The sequence below is a fragment of the Pseudomonas sp. NFACC46-3 genome (assembly GCF_900114515.1).
Taxonomy (GTDB): domain Bacteria; phylum Pseudomonadota; class Gammaproteobacteria; order Pseudomonadales; family Pseudomonadaceae; genus Aquipseudomonas; species Aquipseudomonas fluorescens_Q.
Genome location: NZ_FOTH01000011.1, coordinates 152,131 through 167,736, shown reverse-complemented (window position 1 = coordinate 167,736; position 15,606 = coordinate 152,131). Strand labels below are relative to the sequence as shown.

Below are 15,606 nucleotides of genomic sequence, written 5' to 3'. Positions count from 1 at the left end.
ACAGTCTTCTCTGGGAGAAATTTCTGCATTTCGGTATTCAACGAGACTCTGACGCCTACCGGCGGCACAACCTGTTCGGCCCTTGGTGACGCGGTTAACCGCCACTTACTACGGCTTCGGCTGACTTCTACACGTTCATCCCGTCGCCTCTCGACGCTCGGTAGCACACTGGCAAACGGGCAGATCTCCCAGGGTAATTCGCGCGACCTTCCTGCTTATGCCTGTCGGATCTACGTCACAGCGTTCCGTGCAAGTATTGGGCTTTGGCAATTTTGGCTACCTTACCCCGCTGCACCGCCTAATCCGCTTCCTGTTCGTCAGGCCAGCATTTTGCCTCGGGCTTCCTTCAGATTCGCAGTCACCCGCGACACCCTTGCCTCTGGCTAACACTTCCCCTTGCCGGGTGTGTAGAGGACTTTCACCTCCAAGTCACCAGCGTGACCACCACAGCCAAGCTGGTTGCGCTTGCGCGCAACGCGCCATGCCTGGCGCACCAAAAAAAACGGCACCTTTCGGTGCCGTTCGTTTTCACGCTTGGGGCTTTACTTGCGTGCTGCCTCCCACGATTTCAACAGCTCGGTGTAGCTCACTGTTTCACCTTTAGGCTTCTCGTTCGCCAGTTTCGGCTTCGGTGCGCCCGGTTGGTCGAACCAGTATTGCGCGTCGCGCTCGGGGTTCATTTTCGGGGCGCAGGTGGCTTGGGCCTTGGAGCGTTCCAGGCGCGTCATGATCGCATCCTGGTCCTTGGCCAAGCCATCGAGGGCCTGCTGCGGGGTCTTCTCGCCACTGGCGGCTTCGGCGATGTGGCTCCACCACAGCTGAGCCAGGCGCGGGTAGTCCGGCACGTTGGTCCCGGTCGGGGTCCATTGCACGCGGGCCGGGCTGCGGTAGAACTCCACCAGGCCACCGAGTTTCGGCGCCAGGTCGGTCAACGCCTGGGAGTTGATGTCCGACTCACGAATCGGCGTCAAGCCAACGATGGTTTTCTTCAGCGACACGGTCTTGGACGTCACGAACTGCGCATAGAGCCAGGCCGCGAGCTTCTGCTTCTCCGGCGTGGACTTCATGAACGTCCAGGAACCCACGTCCTGATACCCCAGCTTCATGCCCTCTTCCCAATACGGGCCGCGTGGCGAAGGTGCCATGCGCCATTTCGGCGTGCCATCGGCGTTCACCACCGGCAGGCCCGGCTTGGTCATGTCGGCGGTGAAAGCGGTGTACCAGAAAATCTGCTGGGCGATGTTGCCTTGGGACGGCACCGGGCCGGACTCGGAGAAGGTCATGCCCGCTGCTTCCGGCGGTGCGTATTTCTTCATCCAATCCACATACTTGGTGGTCGCGAACACAGCCGCGGGACCGTTGGTGTCGCCGCCACGGGTCACGCTGGAACCGACCGGATGGCAATCCTCGACGCGAATGCCCCACTCGTCCACTGGCAAACCGTTGGGCAGGCCCTTGTCGCCGCCGCCGGCCATGGAGAACCAGGCATCGGTGAAGCGCCAACCCAGGGACGGGTCTTTCTTGCCGTAGTCCATGTGACCATAGACGCGCTTGCCGTCGATTTCCTTGACGTCTTCGGAGAAGAACTTGGCAATGTCCTCATAGGCCGACCAGTTCACCGGCACGCCCAGCTCGTAGCCGTATTTCTCCTTGAACTTGGCCTTCAGGTCCGCACGCTCGAACCAGTCAGCGCGGAACCAGTACAGGTTGGCGAATTGCTGGTCGGGCAGTTGATAGACCTTGCCGTCCGGCGCGGTGGTGAAGGAGATACCGATGAAGTCCTTGAGGTCCAGGGTCGGCGAGGTGAAGTCCTTGCCTTCATTGGCCATCAGGTCGGTGATCGATTCGGTCTTACCATAGCGAAAGTGCGTACCGATCAAGTCCGAGTCGTTGACCCAGCCATCATAGATATTCTTGTCCGACTGCATCTGGGTCTGCAGCTTCTCCACCACGTCGCCTTCCTGGAGCAGGTCGTGGGTCAGCTGGATCCCGGTGATTTCGCTGAAGGCCTTGGCCAACACCTTGGATTCATATTCGTGGGTGGCGATGGTTTCCGACACCACGTTGATTTTCATCCCACGAAATGGCTGGGCGGCCTTGATGAACCATTTGAGTTCTTCGAGCTGCTGCTCGGCTGTCAAGGTAGACGGCTTGAATTCACTGCCGATCCACTTTTTAGCGGCGTCTTCATAGGCGTCGGCCCAGGCCGCAGCACTCAGCCCGCTGAGTGCCAGCATGGCTGCCAATGAAACGCTATGTCGCAGCTTATTGTTTTTATCGAACATAGAGACCTCCTGTTTGGGTTTAAGAGCCTGATCGTCGAATTGTCGCGATTAGCCCCACCGCATCACTGCCAACAGCCACACCACAGACAACGCGAACGCTATCCAGATGCTCCAGTCGGTAACGCCAATCACCAGCAGATGCAGATAGGCGCTACCGAGAAGACCGATAAACAACCGATCGCCACGGGTGGTGGCAATCGGCAGGAAACCACGCCGAGGGATACTCGGCGAACGCAATTCCCACGTGGTCATGCCTGCCAGCAGCAAGGCGATGACCCCAAAGAACGCCGCCGTGGGGGCGGTCCAGTTCATCCATTCCATCATCGACTCCTCAGACCCGGCCCAGGGCAAAGCCCTTGGCCACGTGGTTGCGAACGAACCAGATCACCAGCATGCCCGGCAGGATGGTCAACACCCCCGCCGCCGCCAGCACGCCCCAGTCGATACCGGACGCCGACACCGTACGGGTCATGACCGCTGCGATCGGCTTGGCATTCACCGAGGTGAGCGTGCGCGCCAGCAGCAATTCGACCCAGGAAAACATGAAGCAGAAGAACGCCGTGACGCCGATGCCGGAGCCGATCAACGGAATGAAGATCTTGGCGAAGAACTTGGGGAAACTGTAGCCGTCAATGTAGGCGGTCTCGTCAATTTCTTTCGGCACCCCGGACATGAAGCCTTCGAGGATCCACACCGCCAATGGCACGTTGAACAGGCAGTGGGCCAGGGCCACGGCGATGTGGGTGTCGAACAACCCGATGGACGAATACAGCTGGAAGAACGGCAACAGGAACACCGCCGGTGGCGCCATGCGGTTGGTGAGCAGCCAGAAGAACAGGTGCTTGTCCCCCAGGAACCGATAGCGGGAAAACGCATAGGCGGCCGGCAACGCGACGCCCAGGGAGATCACCGTGTTCAGGCTCACGTAGTACAGCGAGTTCAAGTAACCGGTGTACCAGCTCGGGTCGGTGAAGATCACCTTGTAGTTGTGGAAGGTGAAATCCTGCGGCCACAGGGTCAGGCTGCCGAGGATCTCGGTGTTGCTCTTGAACGACATATTCAGCAGCCAGTAGATGGGCACCAGCAGGAACAGGATGTAGATCAGCAGGGGTATCAGCTTTCTCTTGCTCATCGTGCGGGCCTCAACGGTTGGCGTCGGAGTACGTCATGGCGGTGTAGAACAGCCAGGACACCAACAGAATGATCAGGAAGTACACCAGGGAAAACGCCGCCGCCGGGCCCAGGTCGAATTGGCCGATGGCCATCTGCGTCAGGGTCTGGCTGAGGAACGTGGTGGCGTTGCCCGGCCCGCCGCCAGTGAGTACGAACGGCTCGGTGTAGATCATGAAACTGTCCATGAAACGCAGCATCACCGCGATCAGCAGCACGCTTTTCATCTTCGGCAACTGGATGTGACGGAACACTGCCCAGTTCGACGCCCGGTCGATCCGCGCGGCCTGGTAGTACACGTCGGGAATCGCCCGCAGCCCCGAATAGCACAGCAGCGCCACCAGCGAAGTCCAGTGCCAGACATCCATCACCAGCACGGTGACCCAGGCGTCCATGGTGTTGGCCGCATAGTTGTAGTTGATACCCAGGCCGTTGAGGGTCGAGCCCAGCAAACCGATGTCGGCGCGGCCGAAAATCTGCCAGATGGTGCCCACCACGTTCCACGGGATCAGCAGTGGGATCGCGAGGATGATCAACACCAGGGACGACCATTTGCCCTTGGTCGGCATGGTCAGGGCGATGGCGATGCCCAGGGGGATTTCAATCAGCAGCACGCACGCCGAGTAGATGAACTGGCGCAGCAGCGAATCGTGCAGCCGTGGATCGAGCAGCACCTGCTTGTACCAGTCGGCGCCGACGAAGTAGCGGCTGGACTGGTCGAAGATGTCCTGCACCGAATAGTTGACCACCGTCATCATCGGGATCACGGCACTGAAGGCCACCAGCAGGAACACCGGCAATACCAGCCACCACGCCTTGTTGTTCTGCACCTTGTTCATGGCTGCACCTCGCTCAACGGTTCCAGCAGGTATTCATCGGCATAGACCATCAGCCATTGGCCCGGAAAACTGATGTACGCCGTGCCTTCAGGCACGGGCTTGTCTTCGGCCAGCCGTACTTTCAGCGGTACGCCATCGAGGTTGAGGGTCAGGATCTTGTAGGTGCCCAGGTCTTCGACGTGGACCACGTCAGCCCGCATCGCGTCGTCGTAAGGGCCATCCCAGACATGCACGAACTCGGGGCGGATACCGACCTTCAGGCTTTTACCTTCGGCTTCGGCGACACGACGTTGCAAGGTTTCCGACAGCGGCAAGTGCGTCGAAGCGAAACCGACACCGCCAGGCTGCGCCGTGACCTCGATCAGGTTCATCCCCGGGCTGCCGATGAAGTAGCCGACAAAGGTGTGGCTCGGGCGCTCGAACAAATCCCGGGGCGTGCCGAACTGCACGATCTGGCCGCCGTACATCACCGCGATCTTGTCGGCGAACGTCGAGGCTTCCAACTGGTCGTGGGTGACGTAGACCATGGTGATGTTGAACTGCTCATGGATCTGCTTGAGCTTGCGCCGCAGTTTCCATTTCAGGTGCGGGTCGATCACGGTCAGTGGCTCGTCGAACAGGATCGCCGACACATCGTCGCGCACCAGCCCGCGGCCCATGGAGACTTTCTGCTTCTCATCGGCGGTGAGGTTGCGAGCCTTTTTGTCCAGCAGGCTCTGCAGGTCCAGGACCTCGGCGATTTCCTGGACCTTGGTGTGGATCCTGGCCTCGGCCATGCCCTGGTTACGCAGCGGGAACGCTAGGTTGTCGAACACGGTCATGGTGTCGTACACCACCGGGAACTGGAACACCTGGGCGATGTTGCGCCGCTCCGGGGTCAGGTCGTTGACGACTTTGCTGTCGAACATCACCTGCCCTTCGGAGGGGCTGAGCAGTCCGGAAATGATGTTGAGCAAGGTGGACTTGCCGCAGCCCGAAGGTCCGAGCAGCGCATAGGCGCCGCCCTGCTCCCAGATGTGGTTCATCTCGCGGATCGCGTAGTCCTCGGGGCCCGCCGGGGTGCTGGTGTAGCTGTGGGCGAGGTTCTGCAAACGAATTTCGGCCATCAGGCAACCCTCGCGATACGCTGCCCTGGGGCTTGGACCAGCTTGCCCTGGGCGTCGAAGACAAACAGTTTGTGGGTCGGAATGTAGATGCGGATCGGCGCATCCACGTCGTACTCATGCACTCCTGGCAAGTGCAGCACCAGCAGGAAATGTTCATTGCGCACGTGCAGGAAGGTCTCCGAGCCACTGATCTCGGCCACCTCGACGGTCACCGCCAGTTCGAGGTCGTCGTCGTTGCTCGGCACCAGGGAAATGTGGCTGGGGCGCACGCCGAAACGGAACTCACCCTCGCCCACCGGGCGCAGGTCGACATTCAGCGGAAAGTGCACGAAATTGGCGAAGCTGACTTCGTTGCCGGCGATACGCCCCGGCATGAGGTTGATCGGCGGTTCGGAAAACAACTCGGCGGCCAGCACGGTTTGCGGCTGGTGATACACAGAGGACGATTTGCCGCTCTGGATCACCCGGCCCTCATGCAGGATCGTGGTGGTGCCACCCAGGGCCAACGCCTCGTTGGGCTCGGTGGTGGCGTAGACAGCGATGGTATGGCGGGCCTGGAACAGCTCGCGCATTTCCTGGCGCAGCTCTTCACGCAGCTTGTAGTCCAGGTTCACCAGTGGCTCGTCGAACAGGATCAGTTCGGCGTCCTTGACCAAGGCCCGGGCCATGGCCGTGCGCTGCTGCTGGCCGCCGGACAATTCCAGCGGATGGCGCGGCAGGAATTTCTCGATGCGCAGCATCCTGGCGGTTTCCAGCACCTTGCTCTGGATCACCTCGTTGGACACACCGGCCTGGCGCAACGGCGAGGCGATGTTTTCGAAAACAGTCATGGTCGGGTAGTTGATGAACTGCTGGTAAACCATCGACACATTGCGCAGCCGCACCGGGCGGTGGGTGACGTCGACGCCGTTCATCAGGATGCGGCCGCTGTCGGGCTTGTCCAGACCGGCCATCAGGCGCATGAGACTGGTCTTGCCGGACAGCGTACGGCCCAACAGGACGTTGAAGGATCCGGGTTCGAAACTCAGATTGGCATCGTCGATCCAGGTCTGGCCTTCGACGGTGCGACAGATGTGCTCAAGCTTTAATGACATGGCTCGGCCTTTTTATTATTGGAGTCAAGCGACCCGAATTAGAAAGCGAAAGCCGTGCCAGAAATGACAAGCCGCTGATCTGGCTTGTTTTTTTCAGAAAACTTGAGAAAGCCACGTTCGCAGATGAACACAAGTGAACAGCCACGACTGAACAACTGAACAACTCACGGGTTGACAATGAACAATTTTGAACAACACTGAAAGAACGTTTTCGGCTAGCCTGGCCATGCCCTTGTGGGAGCTTGCTCGCTCCCACAAGGGCTTGTGTATGAAGTGGTATTCAGGCCTGCCCCAGCACAAGGAGTCTGTGCGAGACTTGCCACAACAATAAAAACAGCTCCTGCGAGAGTGCCCCATGGCCGCACCTGCTCCAGCCTTGTCCCACGAGGCCATCATCCAGGCCTCCTGGTCCCGTTGCCGCGCCTTCGGCCTGAACCATCAAAGCGTGCCGGCCTTCGACCAGTTGCCCGCCCAAGGCATCGCCCAGTTGCTGGAGAGCCAGCATTCGCTGGTGCAGACCACCCACCAGGAAGTCTTGCCGTACTACGAAAACATCCTGAGCAACTCCAACTGCCTGATCATGCTGGCCGACAACCAGGGCCAAGTGCTGACCTCCTGGGGCACCCAGCGTTTCATCGAGCCGAAACTGGCCCATGGCTTCAGCGCCGGGGCGAGCTGGATGGAGCGCTGCACCGGCACCAACGCCATCGGCACCGCGCTGGCCTGCGAACAGGCGGTGCACATCGAACACGATGAACACTTCCTCAAGGCCAACCGCTTCATGACCGGCTCGGCCGCGCCGATCTTCGATGCCGAGCGCAAGGTCATCGCCGTGCTCGACGTCTCCAGCGACAGCTACCTGCCGCCCTCCCACACCCTGGGCATGGTCAAGATGATGAGCCAGACCGTGGAGAACCGGCTGATCCTCAACCTGTTTCGCGGTGAACACTTCCAACTGACCTTCAACACCGGCCTGAACAACCTCGACAGCCAATGGGCCGGACTGCTGATCTTCGATGAGAGCGGCCAGGTCCTGTCCGCCAACCGTCGGGCCGACAACCTGCTGGGCCTGAGCCTGTCACGGGTCAGTATCGAAAGCCTGTTCAAGGTCTCGCTGCTGGAACTGCTGAACCAGCCCGACGGCCTGCCGTTCGCCCTGCAAGCATCCGGCAGCAACCGGTTCCAGTGCTTGCTCAGGCGCCCAAGCCAGGTGTCGATCAAGGCTCGCGTGTTCACCGAAACAGCACCTGCGCCGGCCCCCGCCAGCAACACCATCAGCCTCAACACCCTGCACTTCGGTGACAGCCGCGTGGAGAAAGCCGTGCGCCAGGCCGAGCGCTTGCTGGAGAAGGACATTCCGCTGCTGATCCACGGCGAGACCGGTGTCGGCAAGGAAGTCTTCGTCAAAGCGCTGCACCAGGCCAGTTCACGCTGCAAGCAGCCGTTCATTGCCGTCAACTGCGCAGCGATCCCCGCCGAGTTGGTGGAGTCGGAACTGTTCGGCTACGAAAAAGGCGCCTTCACCGGTGCCAACCAGAAAGGCAGCATCGGCCTGATCCGCAAGGCCGACCGGGGTACGTTGTTCCTCGACGAGATCGGCGACATGCCCCTGCCAACCCAGGCCCGGTTGCTGCGGGTCTTGCAGGAACGTTGCGTACAACCGGTGGGCAGCGCCGAGCTGTTCCCAGTGGACATCCGCATCATCTCCGCCACCAACCGCTCGCTGCGTGAACAGGTGCAACTGGGGCGGTTTCGCGAAGACTTGTACTACCGCATCGGCGGCCTGACGCTGGAGCTGCCACCGCTGCGCGAACGCAGCGACAAACAGGCCCTGTTCAAACGCCTCTGGGAACACCACCGCGAACCGACCCAATGGGCCGGCCTGAGCCGCGAGGTACTGGACCTGTTCGAACGCCATCCATGGCCGGGCAACCTGCGACAGGTCAGCAGCGTGCTGCAAGTGGCCCTGGCGATGGCCGAGGAACAGCCGATCCGCCCGGAACACCTGCCCGACGACTTCTTTGTCGACCTTGAAATGGAACCGGTGGAAACACCTGAGCCCCTGACGGTGGACCTGAACGATGCCGAGGACCTGAACCGTCAGTTGCAGGCAGTGGGCGGGAACATTTCACACCTGGCGCGACGGCTGGGGGTCAGCCGCAATACCTTGTACAAACGGCTGCGGCAACTTGAAAGCTGATACGAAACCTGTGGGAGTGGGTGGGCTTGCTCTTGTTGATTGAGTACATATCCATTGCTGCGGTAACGGCCACTTAGGGTTCCGCCCTGACGGCGGGTCACTTTCGAAAAGCGTGTACGGACCGGACACATGGTTAACGGGGCGCCGAGATCAACGTCCACCGCGAGGTGGCCTGACAGCCGGCCTGGCTCTCCCAGTCATACTCCAATCCAGTTGTGGGAGCGAGCTTGCTCGCGAAGGCGTCGGCACAGCCAACATCATCGCTAGCTGACCCACCGCTTTCACGAGCAAGCCCGCTCCCACAGGCGTTTTGCTTAACTGATTGGCATTACTCCGACTTAGTCGAACGCACCATTGAGCACTTCATAGATGATGCCAGTGGCAATCGCCACCAGGATCAGGTCCGTACCGACCTGTTGCCACTCATAACCGTCATAGTGCGGCAACCGCCCCAGCAGTCGCCCATCGAGCTTTTTGGCGATACCGGGTGGCAACGGCTTGCCTCGTGCAAGATTTTTCTGGATGCCTGGCGGCAACGCCGGGCCGGGGCTCCAGTAATCGCGATATCCGCCAATCACACCCAGGATGCCGCTGCGGTCGAGGCTCGGGCCGTTATGCCAATCGCCGCCGCCACCACCTTGGTTGCCTTTGCCGCCCTGGTTCCCCTTGTTACCGGGATTTCCTTGACCGCCCTTGTTGCCTTGCCCGCCTTTGCCTCCCTGGCCAGGACCTTGATCGAATTGAGCATTCCCCTTGCCGTTGCCCGGGTCCGCGACAACAATGCCTGGGCCAGCCGCCAGGGCGAAACACGTCACTGCAGCAATCAACGAGCGCGATTTGAACATGGCAGTTCTCTCAAAAAAGGGATGTCCCCTGTAAAGATATAGAGACTAACGGTGATATTAGTTCCATATCACACTGCGCGCCGCTTGCCTGGACCGGATGCACCTGAACACAGCAATCAAGGAGTTTCATGCGCAAGGATTACCTGGCTTTTTTCGTCTCGATGTTCCTCTCCCGGTTGGCCGACCAGATTCTGCTGTTCATCGTCCCGCTGATTGTTTTCCAGACCACCAACAGCGTCTCCTGGGCAGGCCTGGCGTTCTTCGTCGAGTCCCTGCCACGCTACCTGTCGTTCCCGATCTGCGGCGCGCTGTGCGACAAGTTCTCGCCGATTCGCATCCTGCACATCAGCCAGGTCTATCGCGCCGTCGCCTGCGGGGTGGCGGTCGTGCTCCATGGCGTCTTCGGCGGGATCTATTGGATCGTCGCGCTCTCGGCCCTGTGCGGCGTGCTGACCACCCAGGGCATCATGGCCCGCGAAGTGGTGATGCCGTACATCTTCAAGCACTACACCTACACCAAGACCCTGTCCTACTCGCAAATAGCCGACCAGACCGGCTTGGTGCTGGGCCCGCTGATCGCTGCGCTGCTGCTTGAGGTGTGGGCGTGGCACTGGGTGGTGCTAGCGATTGCCGGGCTGTTCCTGCTGGCAGACCTGGCGATGCTGTATTGGCAGCGCATCAGTTCGGTCACCCTGGAAACCTTCGAGCAGCATCATGACCTCTGGCTGAACCCGCTGCGCATTGCCTTCGGCCACATCCGCAACCTGGCAGAACTGAAAAAAATCATCAGCCTGGCAGTGGGCGTCAACCTGATCATCGGCGTCACCCTCGCCACCTCGGCGGCCATGGTCATCGGCCATTACGGCGCCGGCAAGGATGACTACGCAGGCCTACAGGCAGCCGGTGCCGTAACCACCATCCTCATTCTGTTCCTCCTCGCCCGGCTGACCCTGCCCTTGAAACTGCTGGGCGCCCTCTCCTACACGCTGATTGCCGTCGGCGCCTTCATCACTGCGCTCAGCCCGAACACAGGGGGCTACGTCGTCGGTTTCTTGCTGATTGTCGGTTTCGACAAAATGTTCAACGTCTACTTCCGCACCCTCCGCCAGCAAGTCATTCCGCCCCAGGACTTCGGCAAGACCGTCGGCGTCATCACGCTGCTCAACAACCTGTCGCAACCACTCGCAGGCCTACTGGTCGCGGTGCTGGCCGCGCCTATTGGAACGCAGCAGGTGATTCTGCTGCTGGCGGTGACCACCAGCCTGATCGGAGCCGGGGTGGTTGTGGTGCACAGGTATTCGACACACCGGTCAAGCATCTACAGCGCCGAGACCGACTGACCCTGCCGGGGAGCGGTTTGTATTATCAGTGACTTATTGTTGAGGCATGGTTGCAACGTTGCCGCCGTCAATGCACGTCTGCCCCGCCATTCGTCACCTGTCCAGTGGCGGAGCCAACAGGCGGCCACGTCTGGCTCAGGGCTTGCACTGACTTGTCTCAGCAGCCAAGAACGACGCAATTCTGACGCGGCGGCAAATTAATCAATGCTTGGTCAGCAAACGGAGATGTACCGTGTCAACTCTCAACGAAATCGCAGCGAATCACGCGAGAATGGCAAAGTTAAAGGAAGAAGAGTCGATGCGGCTGAGTGCGCTTCAGGGGCAGGTGGTGGGGAGTTTTGAAATTCCGCCCATCGAGGCGCCACAGGAGATGTCGCTGCACTTTATGACGGGTGTACAGGATCACTCGTTTGGGGAAGCGGCGGCGCTGAGTTTTTGACCTGGGTGTTGATGGGGTTTCGTCGCTCGCTTGTTCGCGGGCGACTCGACCATTCAGAACTGCCTGGCTAAAGCCGCTGCAAGTATGCCGGCCGCAATTGCCGGCAACGGTTTTTTCAGTATCAGCATGACGATCGCCGTAGTCAGCAAAGCCAGGCGTGCGCCGTTATCACCTTTAACCGCCAGCGGAGCCAACACCGCCACCAACACCGAACCGGACATGGCCGTGATGAATTGTTGCACCCGATAGTTGATCGGCACGAACGACATCACGAAAACACCGCCCCACCGAGTCGCCAATGTCACCGCGGCCATTATCAATATGACAATCAGGGTGCCGTAACCCGCCGTTTCAATGCTCATTGTGTTTTCTCCATCCACAGCGCACCCAGAATGCCCCCCGCCAAAGCGCCGACCACGACATGACTGTTCGCCGGCAAGTACCAGTAAGCCAACAGCGATGAGCAGGCCGCCACGGTCCAGATAATGAACATGCGCAGGTTTTTCTTCCCGCCCACGACCATCGCCAACAAGAAACAGCCCATCACCATATCGAGCCCGAAACTGACCGGGTTCTCAATGGCGCTGCCGAAATGAAGTCCCAGCCAACTGCCCAGGATCCACGCGACCCAGAGCGCAATGCCACCGCCGAATAAAAGCCCGAGCCCCGGCTTGCCACGACTGAGCGCCTGCATCGCCATGGCCCAGTTGGCGTCAGAAACAACCAGCATGACACCGTAGCGTTTGGCAACGGGCAGCTCCCGCAGCCACGGGTAAAGCGTCGCGCCCATCAACAAGTGCCGGGCGTTGATAGCGAAGACGGTGATCATCAGGGGAACGACCGGCACTTGCTGCCCCCACAGATCCAGTGCGGCAAATTGAGAAGCGCCGGCAAAAACCAGCGTGCTCATGAGTACCGCTGACGTATCACTCAAGCCCGTTTGCGCAGCCGCCAGGCCGAAAGCAACGCCGAACACGACGACGAAAAGAGCGATTGGGATCAGCTGTTTGAAACCGTCATAGATGTGATTCAACGTCAGCGCGTGCAACTGGGGTTCAACATTCGACAAAACAGGGCCTCATCTGGATATCTGCGGTGCAAAAACCGAGAGTATGGGGCTGAATCTGCTTGCCGAACACTTTTTGGCGGGGCTATGGGCAACTCAACCCACCGAGATCAGGTCATAGGACAGCTTGCTGATCAGAATCACCAGCAGCACCAGGAACAACGCGCGAACAAAGGGCACTCCCTTGCGCACCGCCAGCCAGGTGCCGGTCAGCGCGCCGAGGATATTGAACAGCGCCATCGGCAGCGCTACCAAGTAGAGCACGTTGCCGCTCGGGATAAAGAACAGCAGCGCCGCGACATTGGTGGCGATATTCACCAGCTTGGCCGACGCCGAGGCGTGCAGGAAGTCGAAGGCGAAGCAGCGAATGAACAGGAAGATCAGGAAGCTGCCGGTGCCCGGTCCGAACAACCCGTCGTAGAAACCGATGGCGCCACCGACCAGTACCGCCAGCAGCTTCTCCTTGGTGCCGATGCGCATGGGCTTGTGCAGGCTGCCGAAGTCCTTTTTCCAGAAGGTGTAGATCGCCATCAGCACGATTAGCACCAATACCGCCGGGCGCATCACGGCCTGCGGCACGAGCGATACCGTCGCCGCGCCAGCGAAGGCCATGACAAAGGCCGCGCCGGCGGCAGGAACCACCAGGCTCCAGTCGATCACCACCTTGCGCACGAACGAGCGCGCAGCAAAGGCTGTGCCGCAGGCCGCCGCGACCTTGTTGGTGCCGAGCAGGGCGGCGGGCTGGGCGCCGGGCAGCACATTGAACAGTGCCGGGATCTGGATCAGGCCGCCGCCGCCGACGGCCGCATCGATCAGGCCGGCGGCGAAGGCGAAGACACATAGCAGGACGATATCGAACATTGGATCAGGCTCTGGCGATAAAGGGGTGGGTGGCCGAAAACGGGAGCAGGCGCTTGCGGTCGTTGACGCCGAAGACCCGCAGCATCCAGCGGTCCAGGCCGTCGTAGCGCGGCGCGAAGCCATCGCGTGCGTGCAGGGTCTGTTGGTTCTTGAAGATCAGCATGTCGCCGGGCTGCAGCAGTACCGAGCGGACCACGTCGGGGTGATTGGCGGCGGCGGCGAACAGTTGCAGGGCCAGTCGCGAGTGCTCGCAGTGAGCGCTGATGCTGGCCATGTTGTAGCGACAGTGCAGGCCGCCGCTGCTGGGCCGGTAGAGCAGCGGGACTTGTTCCAGGACCGTGTCCTGGCGGGCGAACGAGTCCGGCCGGCGGACCGAAAAGCTCGGGCGCAGCAGCTCCTGCTCGACGAAGTCCGGCAGCATGTTGAGCACGTCGGCAATCGCGACAATCCGCGTCGGCACCGTCAGTTCGCAGCGCAAGCCGGTCAGGCTCAGGTACTCGGGGCAGGCAGACAACTGCTGCACGGCCTCGCAACTGAGCGGCAGGTGTGGATTGTCGACATGCATGCCCAGGTCCAGGCGCGAGCCGTAAGAACTCCTCTCGGTTTCCCGCTGCTGCTTGGGCGAGACATGGCGAAATATGCTGTCCTCGCTCTCGCCCTGGTAGCCCACCGGGCAGGTGCCGAGCACGGCGAGTACCGCGAGGATCGCCCCGGCGACCACCGGCAGTTCGGCAATATCCGGGTTGCCACCGTAAGGCGTCGCCGGCAACTGCGCGTCGACCGGCAGGCCACGGATCACCAGCGCCACCTCGTCGCAGTGCTGGAAATCACGCAGCAAGCGGGATTTTTCCGGAGCCAGCAGTTGTTCCAGGCAGCGTCCGAGGGCGGGCATCTGCCGCAGGCCGCTGGCGCTGTCGCCGATCGCGAGATGCCTGAGTTCGTTGTGGAGTTTTCTTTTTTCTTCGTAGGAAAGCTGTAATTCGACCAAAGGCTTTTCTGTCGAGAGGGGGGCTTTTGGCACCAGCCATTCGTGGGTCGCTTCGCCCGCAAGGGCGGTTGCTTTTCTGAGCGTTTCATCCAGCGTTGACATATCCATTGCTCCTGTCTACCTACGTCCTTGTGCTGAGAACGGGAAGGCTAACGGAAGGGGCTTTTTTGTGTTGCAATGTCATATTGTGAAAAGTGCAATGAGGTAGCCGGTGGCACTGGATATGTTGGCTGATCTTGAAGCCTTTGCGACGGTGGCCCGCAAGCGCAGCTTTGTCGTCGCAGCCCGTAGCCTGGGGCGCTCCCCCAGCTCGCTGACCCGCGTCATTCAAGGGCTGGAAGAACGCAGTGGGGTCAAGCTGTTCAATCGCTCGGCCAATGCCGTGACGCTGACCGAGGCCGGCGAGCGGCTACTGCCCCACGCCCACAGAATGCTCGATCTGCAACGTGAGGCGGACGAGGACCTGGCCGGGCTCAGCGGCCTGGCCACCGGCTGGATCCGCTTTTCCGCACCGCAATCCTTGGCCCACACGGTGGTCCCCCAGTTGATCACCCAGTACAGCCAGCGTTATCCCGATGTCAGCGTGGATGTGATCTTTACCGATGCGGCGGTCGATCCGGTCGAGGGCAAGCTGGACTTTTCGATTCGCGGCGCCTTCCCACAATCCAGCGACCTGATCGGCTACCCGCTGTGGAGCTATTCGCGCTACCTCTATGCCAGCCCTGGCTACTTGGAGCGATGCGGGCTGCCGACATCCATCGAGGCGCTGGAACAGCACGCATTGATCCTGCACACGGCGCCGCGGATTCTCAAGGAATGGAATTTTCGTGGGCCGGGCCAGACCGGCAGCTTTCGCGTGCACCCCAAGTTTCGCTTCAGTTCCGGCACGGCGGTGTTTCAGGCTGCGCTGGCCGGTGCCGGGATTGCCCGCCTGGCCGACTGGCTGGCGGAGCCGGAAGTGGCTGCGGGACGCCTGGTGCGGGTGTTCCCTGAGTACAAGCTAACCTCCAGCACGGGTGAAGACCCGCGCATGCATGCGGTCTATCCAGCCGGCAACCTGCCGCTGCGGGTCAAGAACCTGCTGGACATGATCCGTGTCTACGGTGACCGCGTCAGCCGCTCCTGAAGGTCAACCGTCTAGTTGTGCTGCTCTGTTCTCGACCTGCTGCTCCCGATCCGGATTCAGCACACCGGGGGCCCCATTGAAAAAATAGGGTGAAGCACGTCACAGACCAGGCGACCGTTCCAGCGGCCAGTGCGGAATGTTCCACACCAAGGCCCATAAAACGGCAAAATAAACACCTCAGGCGACTCACTCGCGCCCTTTGTCAAAGATCAAAGCAATCAATGCGCTAGAAACAGAGCACAGGATT

15 protein-coding genes and 1 pseudogene are annotated in these 15,606 nt (G+C 60.6%); 5 read left to right on the top strand and 11 right to left on the bottom strand.

What is annotated here, in order from left to right:
* Positions 1-542: 542 nt before the first annotated feature.
* The 6 genes from BM300_RS13945 to BM300_RS13920 are packed head-to-tail and all read right to left on the bottom strand — an operon-like array spanning position 543 to position 6,494.
* On the bottom strand, positions 543-2,285 hold the full coding sequence (locus BM300_RS13945) for an ABC transporter substrate-binding protein (RefSeq protein WP_063320348.1): 1,743 nt from the start codon (positions 2,283-2,285) through the stop codon (positions 543-545).
* A gap of 48 nt (positions 2,286-2,333) precedes the next feature.
* A complete protein-coding gene (locus BM300_RS13940; protein ID WP_063320347.1) occupies positions 2,334-2,606 on the bottom strand; it encodes a DUF2160 domain-containing protein in 273 nt (90 codons plus the stop codon).
* A gap of 10 nt (positions 2,607-2,616) precedes the next feature.
* A complete protein-coding gene (locus BM300_RS13935) occupies positions 2,617-3,417 on the bottom strand; it encodes a carbohydrate ABC transporter permease (protein WP_063320346.1) in 801 nt (266 codons plus the stop codon).
* 10 nt (positions 3,418-3,427) lie between these two features.
* Positions 3,428-4,294 carry a carbohydrate ABC transporter permease gene (locus BM300_RS13930; protein WP_092463173.1) on the bottom strand — a complete coding sequence of 289 codons (867 nt, stop codon included), beginning with the start codon at positions 4,292-4,294 and terminating at the stop codon, positions 3,428-3,430.
* Positions 4,291-5,400, bottom strand: coding sequence for an ABC transporter ATP-binding protein (locus tag BM300_RS13925; protein ID WP_092222602.1), 1,110 nt, complete (start codon positions 5,398-5,400; stop codon positions 4,291-4,293). Before BM300_RS13925 ends, BM300_RS13930 begins: the two co-directional genes overlap by 4 nt.
* The gene (locus BM300_RS13920; protein WP_092463171.1) at positions 5,400-6,494 is read right to left on the bottom strand and encodes an ABC transporter ATP-binding protein; all 1,095 of its coding nucleotides are present in this window, start codon (positions 6,492-6,494) and stop codon (positions 5,400-5,402) included. The genes BM300_RS13925 and BM300_RS13920 overlap by 1 nt, the downstream gene beginning before the upstream one ends.
* A gap of 355 nt (positions 6,495-6,849) precedes the next feature.
* On the opposite strand from BM300_RS13920, the gene BM300_RS13915 reads away from it, so the two are divergent.
* Positions 6,850-8,694, top strand: a complete 1,845-nt coding sequence (locus BM300_RS13915) for a sigma-54-dependent Fis family transcriptional regulator (RefSeq protein ID WP_092463169.1) — start codon at positions 6,850-6,852, stop codon at positions 8,692-8,694.
* Between the two features lie 215 nt (positions 8,695-8,909).
* A pseudogene (locus BM300_RS31755) lies at positions 8,910-8,999 on the top strand (metal ABC transporter ATP-binding protein); the annotation flags it as partial.
* A 33-nt stretch (positions 9,000-9,032) separates the two neighbouring features.
* Here the strand turns inward: BM300_RS31755 and BM300_RS13905 are convergent.
* Positions 9,033-9,539 carry an anti-virulence regulator CigR family protein gene (locus BM300_RS13905; RefSeq protein ID WP_092222598.1) on the bottom strand — a complete coding sequence of 169 codons (507 nt, stop codon included), beginning with the start codon at positions 9,537-9,539 and terminating at the stop codon, positions 9,033-9,035.
* 128 nt (positions 9,540-9,667) lie between these two features.
* Here BM300_RS13905 and BM300_RS13900 point away from each other — a divergent pair, with 128 nt between their 5' ends.
* A complete protein-coding gene (locus BM300_RS13900; RefSeq protein WP_092149328.1) occupies positions 9,668-10,879 on the top strand; it encodes an MFS transporter in 1,212 nt (403 codons plus the stop codon).
* 232 nt (positions 10,880-11,111) lie between these two features.
* A complete protein-coding gene (locus BM300_RS13895) occupies positions 11,112-11,318 on the top strand; it encodes a hypothetical protein (protein WP_027912993.1) in 207 nt (68 codons plus the stop codon).
* A gap of 53 nt (positions 11,319-11,371) precedes the next feature.
* Here the strand turns inward: BM300_RS13895 and BM300_RS13890 are convergent, their stop codons facing one another.
* The 4 genes from BM300_RS13890 to BM300_RS13875 all read right to left on the bottom strand — a co-directional run bounded on the left by BM300_RS13890 (position 11,372) and on the right by BM300_RS13875 (position 14,335).
* A complete protein-coding gene (locus BM300_RS13890) occupies positions 11,372-11,680 on the bottom strand; it encodes an AzlD family protein (RefSeq protein WP_063320341.1) in 309 nt (102 codons plus the stop codon).
* Positions 11,677-12,387 (bottom strand): AzlC family ABC transporter permease, encoded by a 711-nt coding sequence (locus BM300_RS13885; protein ID WP_092463165.1) that lies wholly within the window; start codon positions 12,385-12,387, stop codon positions 11,677-11,679. Before BM300_RS13885 ends, BM300_RS13890 begins: the two co-directional genes overlap by 4 nt.
* A gap of 93 nt (positions 12,388-12,480) precedes the next feature.
* Positions 12,481-13,245, bottom strand: a complete 765-nt coding sequence (locus BM300_RS13880) for a sulfite exporter TauE/SafE family protein (RefSeq protein ID WP_072339857.1) — start codon at positions 13,243-13,245, stop codon at positions 12,481-12,483.
* A 4-nt stretch (positions 13,246-13,249) separates the two neighbouring features.
* Positions 13,250-14,335 (bottom strand): TauD/TfdA family dioxygenase, encoded by a 1,086-nt coding sequence (locus tag BM300_RS13875; protein WP_092463163.1) that lies wholly within the window; start codon positions 14,333-14,335, stop codon positions 13,250-13,252.
* Positions 14,336-14,444: 109 nt separating this feature from the next.
* Here BM300_RS13875 and BM300_RS13870 point away from each other — a divergent pair, with 109 nt between their 5' ends.
* Complete coding sequence (locus BM300_RS13870; RefSeq protein WP_092463161.1) at positions 14,445-15,359, top strand: LysR family transcriptional regulator; 915 nt, start codon at positions 14,445-14,447, stop codon at positions 15,357-15,359.
* Positions 15,360-15,606: the final 247 nt, after the last annotated feature.

What these genes read in the sequence shown, in the direction of transcription:
- BM300_RS13890 (WP_063320341.1), bottom strand. Translation starts at nt 11,680, where the DNA reads ATGAGCATTGAAACGGCGGGTTACGGCACCCTGATTGTCATATTGATA.
- BM300_RS13875 (WP_092463163.1), bottom strand. Translation starts at nt 14,335, where the DNA reads ATGTCAACGCTGGATGAAACGCTCAGAAAAGCAACCGCCCTTGCGGGC.
- BM300_RS13935 (WP_063320346.1), bottom strand. Translation starts at nt 3,417, where the DNA reads ATGAGCAAGAGAAAGCTGATACCCCTGCTGATCTACATCCTGTTCCTG.
- BM300_RS13905 (WP_092222598.1), bottom strand. Translation starts at nt 9,539, where the DNA reads ATGTTCAAATCGCGCTCGTTGATTGCTGCAGTGACGTGTTTCGCCCTG.
- BM300_RS13940 (WP_063320347.1), bottom strand. Translation starts at nt 2,606, where the DNA reads ATGGAATGGATGAACTGGACCGCCCCCACGGCGGCGTTCTTTGGGGTC.
- BM300_RS13925 (WP_092222602.1), bottom strand. Translation starts at nt 5,400, where the DNA reads ATGGCCGAAATTCGTTTGCAGAACCTCGCCCACAGCTACACCAGCACC.
- BM300_RS13945 (WP_063320348.1), bottom strand. Translation starts at nt 2,285, where the DNA reads ATGTTCGATAAAAACAATAAGCTGCGACATAGCGTTTCATTGGCAGCC.
- BM300_RS13930 (WP_092463173.1), bottom strand. Translation starts at nt 4,294, where the DNA reads ATGAACAAGGTGCAGAACAACAAGGCGTGGTGGCTGGTATTGCCGGTG.
- BM300_RS13900 (WP_092149328.1), top strand. Translation starts at nt 9,668, where the DNA reads ATGCGCAAGGATTACCTGGCTTTTTTCGTCTCGATGTTCCTCTCCCGG.
- BM300_RS13880 (WP_072339857.1), bottom strand. Translation starts at nt 13,245, where the DNA reads ATGTTCGATATCGTCCTGCTATGTGTCTTCGCCTTCGCCGCCGGCCTG.
- BM300_RS13915 (WP_092463169.1), top strand. Translation starts at nt 6,850, where the DNA reads ATGGCCGCACCTGCTCCAGCCTTGTCCCACGAGGCCATCATCCAGGCC.
- BM300_RS13920 (WP_092463171.1), bottom strand. Translation starts at nt 6,494, where the DNA reads ATGTCATTAAAGCTTGAGCACATCTGTCGCACCGTCGAAGGCCAGACC.